The following is a 15,350-nucleotide window of genomic DNA, read 5'->3' on the forward strand; positions in this document are numbered from 1 at the left end:
TTTACTGCCATTTTCTTTTTACTCCTCTCCCGCTTCTATGCTGATTTTTGTTCCTTTGCTAATTCTTTAGCTTTTCCCGATTCAGCAACTTTCGCCATATATGCCATATTAATGAGATGACGCTGACTCTCCTTTGATAATTGACTAAATATTAAACTAATATTTGCTTCTTTTTTCATAAAACCTCTCCTTTTATTGTTTTTGTGATTTTATACTAACACTAAGTTAATAAATTTTCAAGCTTTTTTATGCCTTTTGTTATAAAAACGATTGTAAGTTTATTTTTTTAGTGATATATTGAATTAGGAGGTGAGAATATAATGAGAACGAGACTGCGAGAAATAAGAAAATCTTTAGGTCTAAATCAGACAGAGTTTGCAAAATGCCTCGGCATAACTCAAACTTCCTATTCAATGATTGAAAATGGGACCAGACCTCTATTAGATCGCCATATTAAAGTTGTTTGTTCAGAATTTAATATTAACGAACAATGGTTAAAACACGGCATAGGTGAAATGTACTTATCTTCGCCATTTGAAAAAGAGTTCATTGAAATATTTGAAAGTTTAACATTGGACTCTCAAGAATATTTAACAAAAATGGCTAAAGAACTTCTCTTAACAGAGGAAAAATTATTATCAAAGAATAAATAAAAAAAAAATCCCTAATTAATTAGGGATTTTTTTATTATCGTCACAACATTTAAAGTCCCCTACCTCTTCTAATGTCAATGCGAATCTTTGTGGTATTGGTACTGGATTTTCTTTTACTGCCATTTTCTTTTTACTCCTCTCCCGCTTCTATGCTGATTTTTGTTCCTGCTTAAGCTCATTCAGCACACATTCTTTAGTAAATGCCATAGCTTTCACAACATCTAAAATTTTTTCTTGACACTCTAAAGGAAGGTCTTTTGCATTTACATGGATCTCATTCAAAATTTTTTGACACATACGAATCTCTCCTTTACTTTGTGCTATAAGCACATATTAACATTATTAATTTGTTTCGTCAACACTTTATTTTGTGTTGACATCACATTTAGTTTGTATTATGATACATACAAAGGTGGTGATTTTTGTTGACAATAGGCAACAGATTGAAGATTGCTCGTAAAAGCAAAGGTATAACACAAGATAAACTAGCTGAATTAATTGGAACCTCTAGAGGTGTTATAAGTAATCTAGAATTAAATAGAACTGAAACACAACAACCTATAATTATTAATGCTATTTGTTCAGTATTAGAAATTAATCCAGATTGGTTAATGACTGGAGATGGAGAAATGGACAATCCCAATTCAGCTAAAAGTGATTATGTTCTTAATGAAATAACTGCTATTGCAAAAAATCTTTCGGAAAAAGAGCAATTATATATTCTAGATTTGATTAAAACTTATCAAAAACATATCGTAGAAAAGTAGTTTAGTTTTAACTATTCTACTTTTTTTACTCAAGTTTGCTATACTTATCCAATGAACAACTCAGATACACTTAAAAGACTTCCAAATACATAAATAAAAAAAATCCCTAATTATTTAGGGATTTTTTTTATTACCGTCATGACGTTTAAAGTCCCCTACCTCTTCTAGTGTAAATACTAATCTTTGTAGTATTGGTACTGGATTTTCTTTTACTGCCATGTTTTTATTTCTCCTCTCCCGCTTCTAAAGACACATATATAAACCACTATAGATTAGAACTATTGATTATTTAAACCGCACCATTAATTCTCGTTATGCGACTAAATCATCAAAAAAATATTGGCAAAATTCGTCATCAGGAATTTGTAGATATAATTGCAATCTTCTCGCCTCAGAAATAGTTAACTTTCTTTCATTATTTAATTTTTGAGATATCGTTGAGGCACCTATTCCTAGACACGTTGCTAGGTCTTTTTGCTTTACACCCATCTGCATCATTCTATTTTTAATCTTTGTTTTATTCATACGCTCACCTCTTTTTTACATTTTGCGACTTCTTAACCACATACTACCATCTAATTCGACACTAGTCAATCACAAAACGCGAAAAAACAACCTTGTTTTCGCAAATTGTAAAAAAAAGTTTTTGCAAAATGTGAATTTCGAGGTGTATACTATATACAGAGGAGGTGAAGTTATGAATTCGAAAGAAATAGGTGAGCGTATTCGTAAAGTTAGAAAAGAAAAAAGAATTGAAGTGCCATATATTGCTGAAAAAACAGGTCTTAATAAAGCTACTATTTACCGCTATGAAAACGGAGAAGTCAGTAAAATAAAACTCCCTATCATAGAGGCTATCGCTTCTATATTAGAGGTTAATCCCAATTGGTTAACAGGATTAACTGATGATATGGAAAACAAACACACTAAACCAATTAGTTTGTTTGCGAGAAATCTAAGTTTTTTACTACAATCGACTAATACTAGTCGATTAGAATTAGCAAAAGAATTAGGCTATAACTCCGAGAAAATAATACAAAAGTGGGAAAATGATGTTGTTGAACCTTCAACTGATGATGCTTTTATAATAGCAAAAAGATGGAATATACCTATTCTAGATTTATGTATTAAAGATCTGAAAAACAGTAATTACCTTTCCATTGAAAAAAACTCAACCACCGATTCTAAGGTAGTTACATTTGAGTATTCTTTAGACAAATACGCTCAAGAACGAAATATCTCAGAAACAGAAATAGATTTCTTCAAGCGTTTTTTAGATTTAGATGAGAATACTCGGAAAAATATGATTAACGGTCTTACTCAAATATTTAATAGTTCAGCTTCTTCTAACTCAACTTCTACAACACCGCATAAACATCTAAACAAATTTAATTTTGCTACAGTTGAAGAAGCAGAAGAAGCATATAAAAAAATGAGATTGAATTCTGCCTCACAAACAACCTCATATGTTACGAGTTGCATAGGAGAAGAAAGGAATTCAGAAAAAATTAAATAAAAAAGGATAGGTGTAAAATCCTATCTTTTTTTAAAATTTCAACTTTATACGAGGTGCTTTAGATGAAAGGATCAGTTAGGAAACGTGGCGAGAAATGGAGTTACTACTTTTCTTATAAGCAAGACGGAAAATATAAGAAAAAAGAAAAAGGCGGATTTCGTACTAAAAAAGAAGCAGAAACCGCCTTACGTGATGTATTACAGCAGTACGAAAAACAAGGATTTGTACAAAATAATGTTAGTTATACCTTGCAAGAATTCGCAGAATATTGGTATGAAAATGTAGCTGTCAACTCTTACCGTTACAACACTCTATCACAGTACGATTCTTTGTTAAATAATCATATCTATCCCGAATTAGGTTTTATCAAATTAAATAACATCACTTCTAATGTTTTACAAAAATTTTTCTCTAAAAAACAAAAAAATTATTCTAATAATACAGTTTCTTCATTAAAAAAACTTCTAAACAATATTTTAAAATTGGCAGTCAAACAAATGATTATTCCTTATAATCCGTTAACTCAATTAGAATTAAAGAAAAAACAAGAAGAAACAAAGATGAAAATTATCTCGCCAAAAGATTTAGAACATATTCTGCAATCACTAGAAAATGAAATCTACTATTTACCATTTTTAATAGCTTCACAAGTAGGTGGTCGTAGAGGAGAAATCTTAGGATTAACTTGGGATAATGTAGATTTCGAAAATAAAACTATTACATTTGAAAAACAGTTAATTCAAAAAGTAGGACTCCCACTTCAATTAGCTCCTCTTAAGACCAGTTCTAGTAAACGTACTGTACTAATGACTCAAAAATTAATAAGTGCATTAAAAGTTCAACAAAGCTATCAATCTACACAAAAGGAATTTTATCAATCTTTATATCAAAACCATAATTTTGTCTGTTGCCATGAGGACGGAGCCCCAATTTCTCCTCAATGTCTAACAGCAAGAACAGCAAAAATTAGTAAAGACTTTGATATAAGCTTGCGATTTCATTCATTACGTCATACTCATGCAACTATGTTATTGAGTGCTGGTGTCAATATTAAAGTTATCCAAGAACGTTTAGGCCATAGTAATATCGCAACTACACTAGGTACATATAGCCATGTCACTAAAGAGGGAGAAAGCGATGCCATACAACTATTCGAAAATAAATTTAATAAGTAAATTTGCCACCAAAATTAATTTATGGTGGCAAATTAGTGGCAATTATCTATTTAAATCATTAAAAATCTTCATGTTAGAATTTAAAAACATTGATATTACAATACTTTTGATATTTTTTTATCTCATTATTTTTTATCCACATGATAAAAAATTATTTTGTTGCTATTTAAAGGCACAAGTCATGGATCCTCTATCATATCCTATAACATAATATTCCTTTTAATGGAGAGACGAGGGATTTGAATGACCAAAAGAATTGAAGAATATGAAACTCTGATTCAAAAATATAATGCTTTACAACGACTCATCGACGAAGAATTCCTAGAAGCAATAGATGAATTAGATTCAGCAATCTCCCATATGGAATCAACTACAAATTACATTAGAGCTCAAAAAGTCATCCGTTCAAAAATCAATTGCTGGTTACATGAATATGGTGACATGTATGAATTTAATCAAAAGTGCTCTCGTTGTGTGACACTTGCAAATAAAATTGAATGCTTAACTAACGAGTTAATGGCTCTTGATTTTCAGGCACAGTGTATCAGTCAGAAGACTAAAAAAATGCTCAAAAAAGCTCAAAAAATAAATGTACAATTATCTAAATTGAAAAAGGAATATCAATGTTGTATTGAATCTAATCCACCCCATTCTTCCCCCCACAACGAATAAATCTAATAAAAAATCCCGTAAGATTTACCTTACGGGATTTTTTGACTTTACTTATTCACATTTATAAATCTTTTGAACGCTCTATTGCACGTTTTGCAAAGTTTTGCATTTCATTTTGAAGTGACGTTTTAATCTCTGTCTGATTAAAAATTGATTGTTTCTCTTTTAAAACGGATACCCCATTAATCCAAACACTGTGGACATTAGATGAATTGGCACTATACACAATCGCTGAATAAGGATCATAAATTGGAAACATATTTAAAGATTCTGTTTCAATTAAAACAATATCGGCCTGTTTTCCAACTTCAAGTGAACCAATTTTATCATCCATTTTTAAGGCACGGGCTCCACTAATCGTTGCTAGTTTTACAATTTCCTCTGCTTTAAATAGTGAACGATCCTTATAGTGAGTCTTTTGTGCATAAACTGCTGTTTTCATTTGCGTAAATAAGTCTAACGTATTCCCACTACTCGGCCCGTCTGTTCCAAGACCAACAGTTAACCCATGCTCAATCATTTCTTTAACAGGGGCAATTCCTTTTCCGGCTTTCATATTTGATCCAATACAATGTGCAACTTTTACGCCACGGTTTGCCATTAATAACATGTCATTTTCATTCACATGGATACAATGAGCAGCCACTAATCGATCACTTAAAACACCAATTGAATCTAAATATTCTACTGGTGTCATATCATACTTTTCACGAAATTCTGTCATCTCATAATCCATCTCTGCAACATGCATTGAAATTAACGTGTCATATCTAACCGCAATCTCATGAGCATCTTGTAGTGCTTTTGTATCATTAGTATTGGTTGCATGTGGTGCAATGATTGGCGTCACCAACAGATGATTGCTCCATTTACTCATAAACTGTTCACTATAAGCTAACCCTCCATAAGCTTCTTCGCAATCACATGTCGGAAAATTAATAACTGTCTCCCCAAGTACTCCACGCATCTGCATCTCATCACATGCACGAGCTACTTCTTCTTCAAAATAGTACATGTCTAAAAAAGTAGTCACCCCACTACGTTGCATCTCTAAGATTCCATAACGGGCAGCCTCATAGACTAATGGTGCTCTCATACATTCAATTTCTAGAGGGAAAAGGTAACGACGAAGTCGATCTGGACAATCATCTCCTAATGAACGAAATGGAATCATTGAAACATGAGCATGTGTATTGATCATTCCTGGAATCAAGATACCACCTGATGCATCAATCACTTCATCCACATACTTTTCAATATCTGAATCATACTCACCGACATACGAAATCTTATCATCTTCTATGACTAACATACCTTGTGGATAAGTTGATAGCGTTTTATCCATTGTTAAAATCCAAGCATTTTTAATTAACGTCTTCATGATAAACCTCCGCAATTAATGGCACAATTTCCTGTGTTAATGTATTAATCATTCCCATATCAGTTACCTTTAGCTGTGGGGATACCGGTAATGATAATGTCGAGAATGACATAATTTCATTATCATGAACATATCCGAGTTCTTGCATAGCAGATCGAACGTCCCTAAGTTGTTGTGCTAATACTTCAATTGGCTGTGCACTAACAATACCACCAATTTCTAAATAAGCTTTTGCTAAAACTTGCCCCTCTTTTACAACGACATAGCCCCCTTGCATTTCACAAATCATCTGTTGAGCGAGCATCATATCTTCTTTATCATTTCCCATCACCATGACATTATGATGATCATGAGCCCAAGATGTTGCAATCGCTCCTCTCTTTTTAATCGGGGTATCTAACAAAGCGTGAGCGATATTACCATTCTTTCCATAACGCTCATAAACCGTTAATAAACATAGATTTTGTGATTCATAATCAAGTATTCCATTTTTAACCGGAACCTGTTTTTGAATATGTTTAGTAAATGTTGAGTGTGGTTGTGTTTGAATAATGTTACATAACACTTTATTCCCTGAAATCTTAATATCAAAATCTTCAGGCTCAGCCTTTTTACATTTTATTGAGTGGTAGAAATGGTCTGGGAATATTTGATTATGATTTTCTTGATGCGATTCCCTATCATTGGCTACGCAACACCCACCCTTGTAAACGGAATGAATCTTAAAGTTATCCACATCAGTCAGTAAAATAAAATCTGCTAGACGGCCAGGCGCAATCATTCCGCGATCTTCTAAATGCATTCGACGAGCTGGCGTATAAGTCGAACAATAAATTGCCTTCTCAACTGGCATTCCAAGTTTAACGGCATATTTAATAATTTCATTTAAATGACCCTTAGGTAACTTGTCTGCCATGACATCATCTGTGACAAATGCAAAATAATCATAAAAATGATAATCCATTAACGTTTGAATGGTCTGTTTAGTCATCGATTTTTTTTGAATTTCTAAAAACATTCCACTTTTAATTTTTTCAATAATACTTTCAGGTGTTTGCTGAGTATGATCTGCTGTAACTCCTGCTGCAATAAAATCTGCTAAATCTTTACCACTAATTTTTGGACAATGACCTTCAATCGGTAAGGACGGTCTAAATTCTTGACATAGTTTAATAATATCTTTAATAGTTGAGCTTTCTTTTTTGCATAAATCTTGAAAGTTCATCACTTCTCCCAAACATAAAATATTTTGATGATTGAGAAGTTCCTTCACTTCATCTACTCCAATCAACCCACCTGTTGTTTCTAAATGTGGGGATGTTGAAGGAACAGACGATGGAATTCCATAAAAAATATCCAATGCAGTTGCATTGGATAAAAATGATTGAATTCCTTCGATTCCAAACACGTTTGCAATCTCATGTGGATCTGCAACAACAGTTGTAACCCCATGAGGCAAAACAGCCTGTGAAAAACGCGAAGGTAGAGTCATAGAACTTTCAATATGCATATGAATATCAATTAATCCTGGTACCATATATAGACCAGTTCCATCAATAACTGTTTCTTCTGTTACCGATAAAGAATCTGCGATCTGTGCAAATCGACCATTTTTAATGAAAACATCTTTTATTTCAAATTGTTGAGTAAATGTTTGATACACTGAAATATTTTTAATGATCATATCCATATTGAGCACCTATCCTAATTAACGGTTAACAATACGGTTCCATTGATCAATCCAATTATTTAATAATGGATTAACAAATGAATAATCAATTGTTTTAGCATTTGCTGCAACTTCACCATATGTTTTGTTTAATGCTGTTTCTTCATCTAAAACAACATCTTTATTAGTTGGAGCTTCATTTAAAGTAATCGCTGTTGAGCTTTGTAATTCTTGGCTTAAACGGAAGTTTACATATTCGTAAGCTAACTCTTTATTTTTTGAGTTTTTATTAATATCGATTGTATTGAAGTTTGCGTAAGTTCCTGATGCTGGTACAACGAATTTCACATTAGGTTGAGCTTGTTCAATCGTTGGGATTCCGAAATCCCCCACAACAGCAACAGCAATCTCACCAGATGCAAACATATTAGCTAAATCACTTGATTTTGAATAAGTTTTAACAATGTTCGGTTGTAATTCTGCTAATGCTTTGAATGCTGCTTCACCTTGATCTTCTTTAATATCTCCATTTGCATAATCATTTGCTACATAAACCATAGCAGGCCCAAATGTTGTTGAGATATCTGGAATTGAAATTTTACCTTTTAATTCTTCATTCCATAAATCTGACCAATCATTAATTTCAAATCCAACCTCATCTGGATTGTAAATAATTCCGATACTATTTACTGTGTAAGCAGCCCCGAATCCATTTTCAGCTAATTCTGCTGCAGGCTCAATTAATGAAGAAGCATTTGAAATCTTTGAGTAATCAATTTGTTCAAATAATCCTGCCTCATATCCATTTGCTGCCGCTGATTGTGATAATTCAATAATATCAACCTCTGAATTTGGATTATTAGCTAATTTTGTATAACGATCATTTGTTCCACCTGTATCTAATACTAATTCACAGTTGTACTTTTCTTCGAATGGAATTTTCACTTCTTGTTCCCAAACATCTTGACTTAATCCCCATGTTGAAACAACTAGTTTTTGTTTCCCTGAATCTTCAGAACCTGTTGAACATCCTGTAACAAGGGTTAATGCCATTGCAGCACCTAATGCTAATTTCCATGATTTTTTCATATTCTTCGTCTCCTTTTTGCCTGTTTAAACTAATACGATTTTATTTGCTGGTAAATGTAATGTTAATTCATCATTAATTTCATATACATCTGCACCGTCATGATTTACAACGATTTTCCCTAACTTTGTTTCAACTTCATATTGATAACTCTTACCTAAGAACGTACGAACACAAACTGTTCCACTGACACAGTTTTCTTGCGAGCTTTGAACAATCTCAATATCATCTGGACGAATAGTTCCTAATGTAATAGTCGTATCAGGTAATTCATCAACACTAAATGTTAAATCATCACTTAAGAATGTATTTCCTGATTTATGTTTCATTGGAATGAAGTTTTCGAACCCAATAAATCTTGCAACGAACTCAGTTTTTGGTTTAGCATAAATATTTTCAGGTGTATCGTATTGCTCGATAACGCCTTTATTCATAACTGCAACACGGTCTGAAATCGCAAAACATTCCTCTTGATCGTGAGTAACAAAGACAGTTGTAATTCCTAACGCTTTTTGAATTCGTTTAATTTCAACACGCATTTGGATGCGAAGCTTTGCATCTAAATTACTTAATGGTTCATCAAGTAATAATAATTTAGGCTCAATTACTAAAGCACGTGCTAATGCGACACGTTGACGTTGACCTCCCGATAATTGCTTTGGTAAACGATCTTTATACTCTAGTAATCCACAGACTTCTAACATTTTATCGACTTTTTCTTCAATTTGTTGTTTATCCATTTTACGTAGCTTTAACCCAAAGGCTACGTTATCCTTTACAGTTAAATGTGGGAATAAAGCATAGCTTTGGAAAACCAAACCGAAGTTACGTTTATGTACAGGAATCTTAGTAAAGTTTTCATTATCTACTAAGAAGTCTCCGTCAGCTATATCAATAAAACCAGCAATGACACGTAAAGTTGTTGTCTTACCGCATCCACTTGGACCAAGTAATGACACTAACTCACCTTCATGCATCTGTAAATTTAATCCCTTTAAAATATCATTTTTTCCATCGTAAGTTACACGAATATCATTTAATTCTACGAATGCCATGGTGTCTCCTCCTATTTTGCTAATGAATTAATTCCAAGTGTCTTTTCAACAACAAACATAATAACGATTGTTGCAACCATTAATAAAACTGATACAGCCGATACGGTTGGATCATAATAATATTCAATATAGTTCATTAATGCTGTTGGTAAGGTTGTGACTCCTGGACCCGTTAAAAACATTGAAACTGGAATATTATTAAATGAATTAATAAAGGCTAATAAGAAACTTGAAATAATCCCGCTAGAGATGTTTGGTAAAACAATCTTAAAGAATGTCTGGATTTTATTACACCCTAAACTCCACGCTACTTCTTCAATCGAGAAATCAAATTGCTCAAGTGAAGCCCCAACAATGCGGATAATATAAGGCAATACAACTAAGAAATGCCCAAATAATAATCCTTGAAAAACTGGAATACGTAATTTAATCACTAAGAATTGGAATAATGCATATCCAATCACGACTCCAGGAACAATGGTTGGAGATAAGAAGAAACTTTTTAATAATTTCTTCCCTTTAACTGAGTAACGTGACATTCCATAAGCTGCTGGAATCCCAATGACTAACGCAATTAAAGTTGATATTAATGCTAATTTAAAACTTAAAATGAAAGAATTCATAAATGTTTTTGACGTTAATGCCTTCACGAACCAATCAAATGTAAATCCTTTAATTGGGAACGAGATTGTATTTTCAGTTCCAAAAGCCGTCACTGTAATAATTACTAATGGAAAGAAAAGAAAAGCAAAAACGAACATTGATACCAATGTTAGCATCTTATGTTTACGCATCTAGTTCACCTCGCTTATCTACTTTTGCTGCAATGAAGTTTAATCCCTTCATGACAATTAAGGTCGTCACAATCATAATGGCTGCGATAACACTTGCTCCCGTCCAATCATTTAAAGTCATTGAACGTTGATAGATTAAAGTTGGTAAAACTAATGCTTTATTTCCACCTAAAAGCTGTGGAGTTGTATATGCTGTTAGAGATCCAGTAAAAACAAGAACTGCTCCCGTAATAATACCTGGAATACTCATCGGTAAAACAACTTTTATAAAAGCTGTTAAACGATTTGCCCCTAAACTCTCAGCTGCCTCCATCATATCGTTATCGATATTATCCATCACTCCAACTAACGTAATAATCATAATTGGCAAGAATAAATAAATCGTTCCGACTAAAACGGCAAACTCAGTGTACAGCATACTAATTGGTTGCTCAACGATTCCCATATTCACTAATAAATTATTGATTATTCCATTTTTACCTAAAATATTAATCCAAGCAAAACTACGAACAACAGAATTCGTTAATAATGGGAAAATAGAAATAGCAATTAATAGACCTTTCCATTTTTGTGAACAACGCGAAATAAAATAAGCGGTCGGCACTCCAAACAGTGTACAAACCAAGGTAGCAATCAAGGAGATTTTCAGCGTTCGATAGAAGATTTCTAAATAATACTCATCTTGGAAAAATGAGATGTATTGATTTAGAGAAAATCCATCATTAAAGACCGTTGGCCATAATATTGAACATAATGGCAACATTAAAAATAATAATAATAGTACAAATCCTGGAACCATTAAAACATAAGCTGAATTTTTTTTCATGTCGTTACCTCCTTGCGATAGAACGAATGGCCTTGTTCTATCTCTTCTCATAGTCCGATTTTTTACGGAAATCGGGTAGAAACTTACGCACCATATTTGCGTTATATATGAAAATAACCTTGATAACCACCGTCATTATACCAAAATTTTATAGATTTTACCTCATTTTTTTGTAAAAATATGTCGTTTTTTAACTTAAATATATAAATATAAAAAGTGATAAATTTTTACATTTATCACCTTTTATATGCTTAATATCAATAACCTGATTTAATGAGCACTGCTTCCTCTTACTAGAGCTCTCAATTAAGGTTATATTAAAATATTGTTCTAATCGCTTAATATGTAAACTCATAGCTAGTTAAGCTAAATACAGTTTATATCCTACCTTTATTTGGACTCCTTAAATAAAGAATTTTAACGCTTCTAATCCTCACATATAATCGATCTTAACATTGACATTTCTAATCATGAAATGTGATTTTGAATCGGATGCTCCAATGAGTACCATTGAGGTTTCTTCTCTCATGGATTGAAAATCTTTTAACGTAAGAAATTGGACTTCAGCATATCCCCAATCATCTACTAATGTCGAAGGCACAACTTGCTCAAATTCTTTTTTCGTTGTTCCATAACTAATACTTAAAGATTGTCCAGAGAGATTAAGGTATTCACAACTTACGGTCACAACATCCCCTTTATATAATTGAGGTAGATTAATTTCTAATGTTGCAGGTGCTTGTTTTGTTCCTTGCATTTCAAAAATATGACTCTCATCATGCCATTTAAAAGTTCCATCTTGAATTATATTCCCATGGCTCTCAATTAAAAATGGATTTAAACATCTCAAATAATCAATTCTATTTTTCATGCTATAACTTTCACACTTCCCATTACCCCTAATACTTTGACGGTACAGTAAGCTATTAGTTGTAATAAAGTCAGTTCCCATCTCAATTAAGTTAACCATTTCTTTTGCTTCATCGACTGTCCAGACGTTCACCAAAACACCAACAGAATGAGCGTAATCAATCAAATCCTTTGTGACATTTTTTTTATGACAATCGATATTCATTTGATGCTTCGCACAGTAATCAATATTTTCTTTTGTTAAATCAGCAAGCCATTGAAGGCCGATATTTTTATCTAGCTTCCTAATTTCAGTGGCGACCTCTTGATGAAACGTAATGATGATACAATTAGAAAGTAGCCCCCATTTTTCAATCTGATTTAATAATGTCGCAATACTTTGGATTCCAATTCGCTTCACCTCAATGACAGGAACAAGCCCCTGACATTTACATACGTTTAAATACTCCTGCAACGTTGGGATTTTTAGATGTGGATAGGTCGAATCTGCAATTTGAAATGCCTTGAGCTCATCTTTCGTATAATGACTCGGACTCCCTGATCCATTTGTCATTCGATTAATCGAGTCATCATGCATCAAAATGAATTCACCATCCGCCGTCTCATGAATATCGCATTCTGCCCCAAAGTATCCATACTTCCCAGCCAACTCATAAGCCGGTAACGTATTTTCAGGTGCGAGTGCACTAAGTCCTCGATGTGCAATCATGCGGATTTCTGTTTTGTGGAATAGGCCCTGTGGATTTTGAACTAAATTCCGATTCATAACCTCTTCTTTTTTCTCAAATTCAACCTCAAAGCTCGTTGTAACTCGCAGCAATTCCTGTTGATAAATATTTAATTGTAACTTAGAATCCTTATTCATTGAATCAAGTATTTTAATTAAAATCGTACCCATTCTATCTTTTAAAATTTCAACACTTTCTTGAGAAGGAATAATTTCGACCTGACAATGACTTAAATTAATCGGTTGATTATTTTCAACCAATAAAACTTCAAGATATCGACTAGTCTCATTGGATGGCAATTTACATTTTCCTCGTTGTTTCAAAACATCTAATAAAAAATATTTTTTATACATGTCCTCACCTCAAGACAGTATAATCTTAAAACGCTGAGAATATGTTTTCTGCTCTTTAGAAACAAAATGTTTTTACATTTTTTGAGTCAGACTCAGTATCTAAAATTTTGTCATATAAAAGCTAACAACTATGAAAAACAGGCTAGTAACTAGCCTGTTAAAGTAAATCTTCTAATGTATAGTTTGAGAATTCTTCAATAAATTTTTGTAAAGCATCTGAAGTAATACTTTTTAGTTTGCAGCCACTTGATAATAGCGGGCACCCAGCTGATTTATTAAAGCATTCTAAAATATTTAAATTATCTTCCGTAATTTTTAGAATCTCACCTAAGTTTATCTCTTGAGGCTCACAACCAAGTCGAAGTCCACCTCCACGTCCCTTTATTGAAGTGACATAAGGCGTTTTACCTAACTTATGAATGACTTTTTTCATATGTTGTTCTGATGTATTTAGATTCATTGATAATTCTTCAACGGTACACAGTTGGTCACGATGTTGTGCTAAATAAATAAGTGCACGAAAGCTATAATCACTGAATTTGGATAGTTGCATCGAAATCCCACCTTTTTTAACTTATTCTTATTATACAACATAAAGTATCTATTGTTTTGACTATTTCTTGGTGATTATTGATTGTTATCTTCACGATTTAATAGATGGCTACTAAATGATAATCTCTATAAAAATTTATTAAAAATAAGACGAGACGCTTTAAATGAAAACTTTTCTCATTAACATTTTCTTCTGTTATCTTTGTTCTTCCGCAGTCAAATCTTTAAATTCATGTTTTTTTAAAAAAATAAATGTGCATATTATTTGAACATTATATTCGATTTATGATATAGTTACCTCAACAAACAATAAGGAGAGATGATTATGTTAGATCAACAAACAATTGAAATTATTAAAAGTACAGTACCTGCTTTAAAATCACACGGTATTCAAATTACAACAACATTCTATAAAAATATGTTTGAACAAAATCCTGAAGTGGCACCACTCTTTAATATGGAGCGTCAAAAATCAGGTGAACAACCAAAAGCTTTAGCTCTGACTGTTTTAGCTGCTGCTCAAAATGTTGATAACTTAGGGGCAATTATGCCTGTTGTTAACAAAATCGCAGTTAAACATTGTGATTGTGGCGTTTTAGAAGAACATTACCCAATCGTTGGAGCGCACTTACTTGGGGCAATCAAAGAAGTTTTAGGAGAGGCCGCAACTGATGAAATCATCGAAGCTTGGGCTAAAACTTATGATGTAATCGCACAAGTTTTCATTAATGTTGAAAAAGAAATCTACGCATCACGCGCTTAATAAAAAAATTCCTATGACCAATGAGGTTATAGGAATTTTTTTATTAAAATGATAAATAACCAAGTGGTTCACATGACATATACTAATATTACGATTTGGATAAGGGAGGAGACTCATTATGAATAGTGATTGTACTTCTGAAGAACAAAAGGAAACACTCACAGAACAAAAACTTGCTATTATTCAGCTAGGGCGTTTTGCAACATGGATTTTTATTATGGGGTCTTTTTTCTATCTTTATGGTTTTGATGAAGAAGAAAAATCGCTTTTCTCACCTACTACAGCAGAAGCAAATTTTCATCAAAAAACTGCATCTAATGTGATCGTAGAGGGAAGTAGTTTATTCTTAGTTGCTATTATTCTCTTAACCCTTATGACTTGGGAAAAGCTATAAATTTTAATGACTACCTCAAATTCAAACAATGAGATGATAGAGGGTGAAATGCCTGTTTTTAAATCTAATCTGATAAAAATTGTAGGTTTCTTAGG

Annotated in this window: 18 protein-coding genes and 1 riboswitch; of the genes, 7 read left to right on the top strand and 11 right to left on the bottom strand. The window is 32.7% G+C overall.

The window, feature by feature from the left end:
• Nucleotides 1-35: 35 nt before the first annotated feature.
• Nucleotides 36-179 carry a hypothetical protein gene (locus QWC74_RS08055; protein WP_155230205.1) on the bottom strand — a complete coding sequence of 48 codons (144 nt, stop codon included), beginning with the start codon at nt 177-179 and terminating at the stop codon, nt 36-38.
• Nucleotides 180-320: 141 nt separating this feature from the next.
• On the opposite strand from QWC74_RS08055, the gene QWC74_RS08060 reads away from it, so the two are divergent.
• A complete protein-coding gene (locus QWC74_RS08060; protein ID WP_155230204.1) occupies nt 321-653 on the top strand; it encodes a helix-turn-helix transcriptional regulator in 333 nt (110 codons plus the stop codon).
• Between the two features lie 147 nt (nt 654-800).
• On the opposite strand, the gene QWC74_RS08065 is transcribed toward QWC74_RS08060, so the two are convergent.
• A complete protein-coding gene (locus tag QWC74_RS08065; protein ID WP_155222984.1) occupies nt 801-950 on the bottom strand; it encodes a hypothetical protein in 150 nt (49 codons plus the stop codon).
• A gap of 125 nt (nt 951-1,075) precedes the next feature.
• On the opposite strand from QWC74_RS08065, the gene QWC74_RS08070 reads away from it, so the two are divergent.
• Nucleotides 1,076-1,420, top strand: a complete 345-nt coding sequence (locus QWC74_RS08070) for a helix-turn-helix domain-containing protein (protein WP_155222985.1) — start codon at nt 1,076-1,078, stop codon at nt 1,418-1,420.
• Between the two features lie 312 nt (nt 1,421-1,732).
• Here the strand turns inward: QWC74_RS08070 and QWC74_RS08075 are convergent, their stop codons facing one another.
• Nucleotides 1,733-1,945 carry a helix-turn-helix transcriptional regulator gene (locus QWC74_RS08075; RefSeq protein ID WP_155222986.1) on the bottom strand — a complete coding sequence of 71 codons (213 nt, stop codon included), beginning with the start codon at nt 1,943-1,945 and terminating at the stop codon, nt 1,733-1,735.
• 172 nt (nt 1,946-2,117) lie between these two features.
• On the opposite strand from QWC74_RS08075, the gene QWC74_RS08080 reads away from it, so the two are divergent.
• From QWC74_RS08080 to QWC74_RS08090, 3 genes are all read left to right on the top strand, one after another.
• The gene (locus QWC74_RS08080) at nt 2,118-2,936 is read left to right on the top strand and encodes a helix-turn-helix transcriptional regulator (protein WP_278475181.1); all 819 of its coding nucleotides are present in this window, start codon (nt 2,118-2,120) and stop codon (nt 2,934-2,936) included.
• A 62-nt stretch (nt 2,937-2,998) separates the two neighbouring features.
• Nucleotides 2,999-4,111, top strand: a complete 1,113-nt coding sequence (locus QWC74_RS08085) for a site-specific integrase (protein ID WP_155222988.1) — start codon at nt 2,999-3,001, stop codon at nt 4,109-4,111.
• A gap of 243 nt (nt 4,112-4,354) precedes the next feature.
• Nucleotides 4,355-4,783 (top strand): hypothetical protein, encoded by a 429-nt coding sequence (locus QWC74_RS08090; protein ID WP_009607643.1) that lies wholly within the window; start codon nt 4,355-4,357, stop codon nt 4,781-4,783.
• Between the two features lie 61 nt (nt 4,784-4,844).
• Here QWC74_RS08090 and QWC74_RS08095 read toward each other — a convergent pair whose 3' ends face one another.
• The 8 genes from QWC74_RS08095 to QWC74_RS08130 form a co-directional block, all read right to left on the bottom strand.
• Nucleotides 4,845-6,164, bottom strand: coding sequence for an amidohydrolase (locus tag QWC74_RS08095; protein ID WP_155222989.1), 1,320 nt, complete (start codon nt 6,162-6,164; stop codon nt 4,845-4,847).
• On the bottom strand, nt 6,148-7,854 hold the full coding sequence (locus QWC74_RS08100) for an adenine deaminase (protein WP_006784264.1): 1,707 nt from the start codon (nt 7,852-7,854) through the stop codon (nt 6,148-6,150). Before QWC74_RS08100 ends, QWC74_RS08095 begins: the two co-directional genes overlap by 17 nt.
• A gap of 18 nt (nt 7,855-7,872) precedes the next feature.
• Nucleotides 7,873-8,922, bottom strand: a complete 1,050-nt coding sequence (locus QWC74_RS08105) for an ABC transporter substrate-binding protein (RefSeq protein WP_006784265.1) — start codon at nt 8,920-8,922, stop codon at nt 7,873-7,875.
• A 24-nt stretch (nt 8,923-8,946) separates the two neighbouring features.
• Nucleotides 8,947-9,975, bottom strand: coding sequence for an ABC transporter ATP-binding protein (locus tag QWC74_RS08110; protein WP_006784266.1), 1,029 nt, complete (start codon nt 9,973-9,975; stop codon nt 8,947-8,949).
• 11 nt (nt 9,976-9,986) lie between these two features.
• Nucleotides 9,987-10,769: an ABC transporter permease gene (locus QWC74_RS08115; protein WP_006784267.1), complete on the bottom strand. Its 783-nt coding sequence runs from the start codon at nt 10,767-10,769 to the stop codon at nt 9,987-9,989.
• Nucleotides 10,762-11,595 (bottom strand): ABC transporter permease, encoded by an 834-nt coding sequence (locus QWC74_RS08120; protein ID WP_006784268.1) that lies wholly within the window; start codon nt 11,593-11,595, stop codon nt 10,762-10,764. Before QWC74_RS08120 ends, QWC74_RS08115 begins: the two co-directional genes overlap by 8 nt.
• 30 nt (nt 11,596-11,625) lie before the next feature.
• Nucleotides 11,626-11,726, bottom strand: a riboswitch (purine riboswitch).
• 302 nt (nt 11,727-12,028) lie between these two features.
• Entirely contained in the window at nt 12,029-13,546 is a 1,518-nt protein-coding gene (locus QWC74_RS08125) for a glycerophosphodiester phosphodiesterase family protein (RefSeq protein ID WP_006784269.1), read from the bottom strand.
• 157 nt (nt 13,547-13,703) lie between these two features.
• Nucleotides 13,704-14,099 carry an Rrf2 family transcriptional regulator gene (locus QWC74_RS08130; protein WP_006784270.1) on the bottom strand — a complete coding sequence of 132 codons (396 nt, stop codon included), beginning with the start codon at nt 14,097-14,099 and terminating at the stop codon, nt 13,704-13,706.
• 324 nt (nt 14,100-14,423) lie between these two features.
• Here QWC74_RS08130 and QWC74_RS08135 point away from each other — a divergent pair, with 324 nt between their 5' ends.
• The gene (locus tag QWC74_RS08135) at nt 14,424-14,861 is read left to right on the top strand and encodes a globin domain-containing protein (RefSeq protein WP_006784271.1); all 438 of its coding nucleotides are present in this window, start codon (nt 14,424-14,426) and stop codon (nt 14,859-14,861) included.
• A gap of 118 nt (nt 14,862-14,979) precedes the next feature.
• Complete coding sequence (locus tag QWC74_RS08140; protein ID WP_006783993.1) at nt 14,980-15,255, top strand: hypothetical protein; 276 nt, start codon at nt 14,980-14,982, stop codon at nt 15,253-15,255.
• Nucleotides 15,256-15,350 lie beyond the last annotated feature (95 nt).

Source organism: uncultured Turicibacter sp., from assembly GCF_938044715.1.
Classification (GTDB): domain Bacteria; phylum Bacillota_I; class Bacilli_A; order MOL361; family Turicibacteraceae; genus Turicibacter; species Turicibacter sanguinis.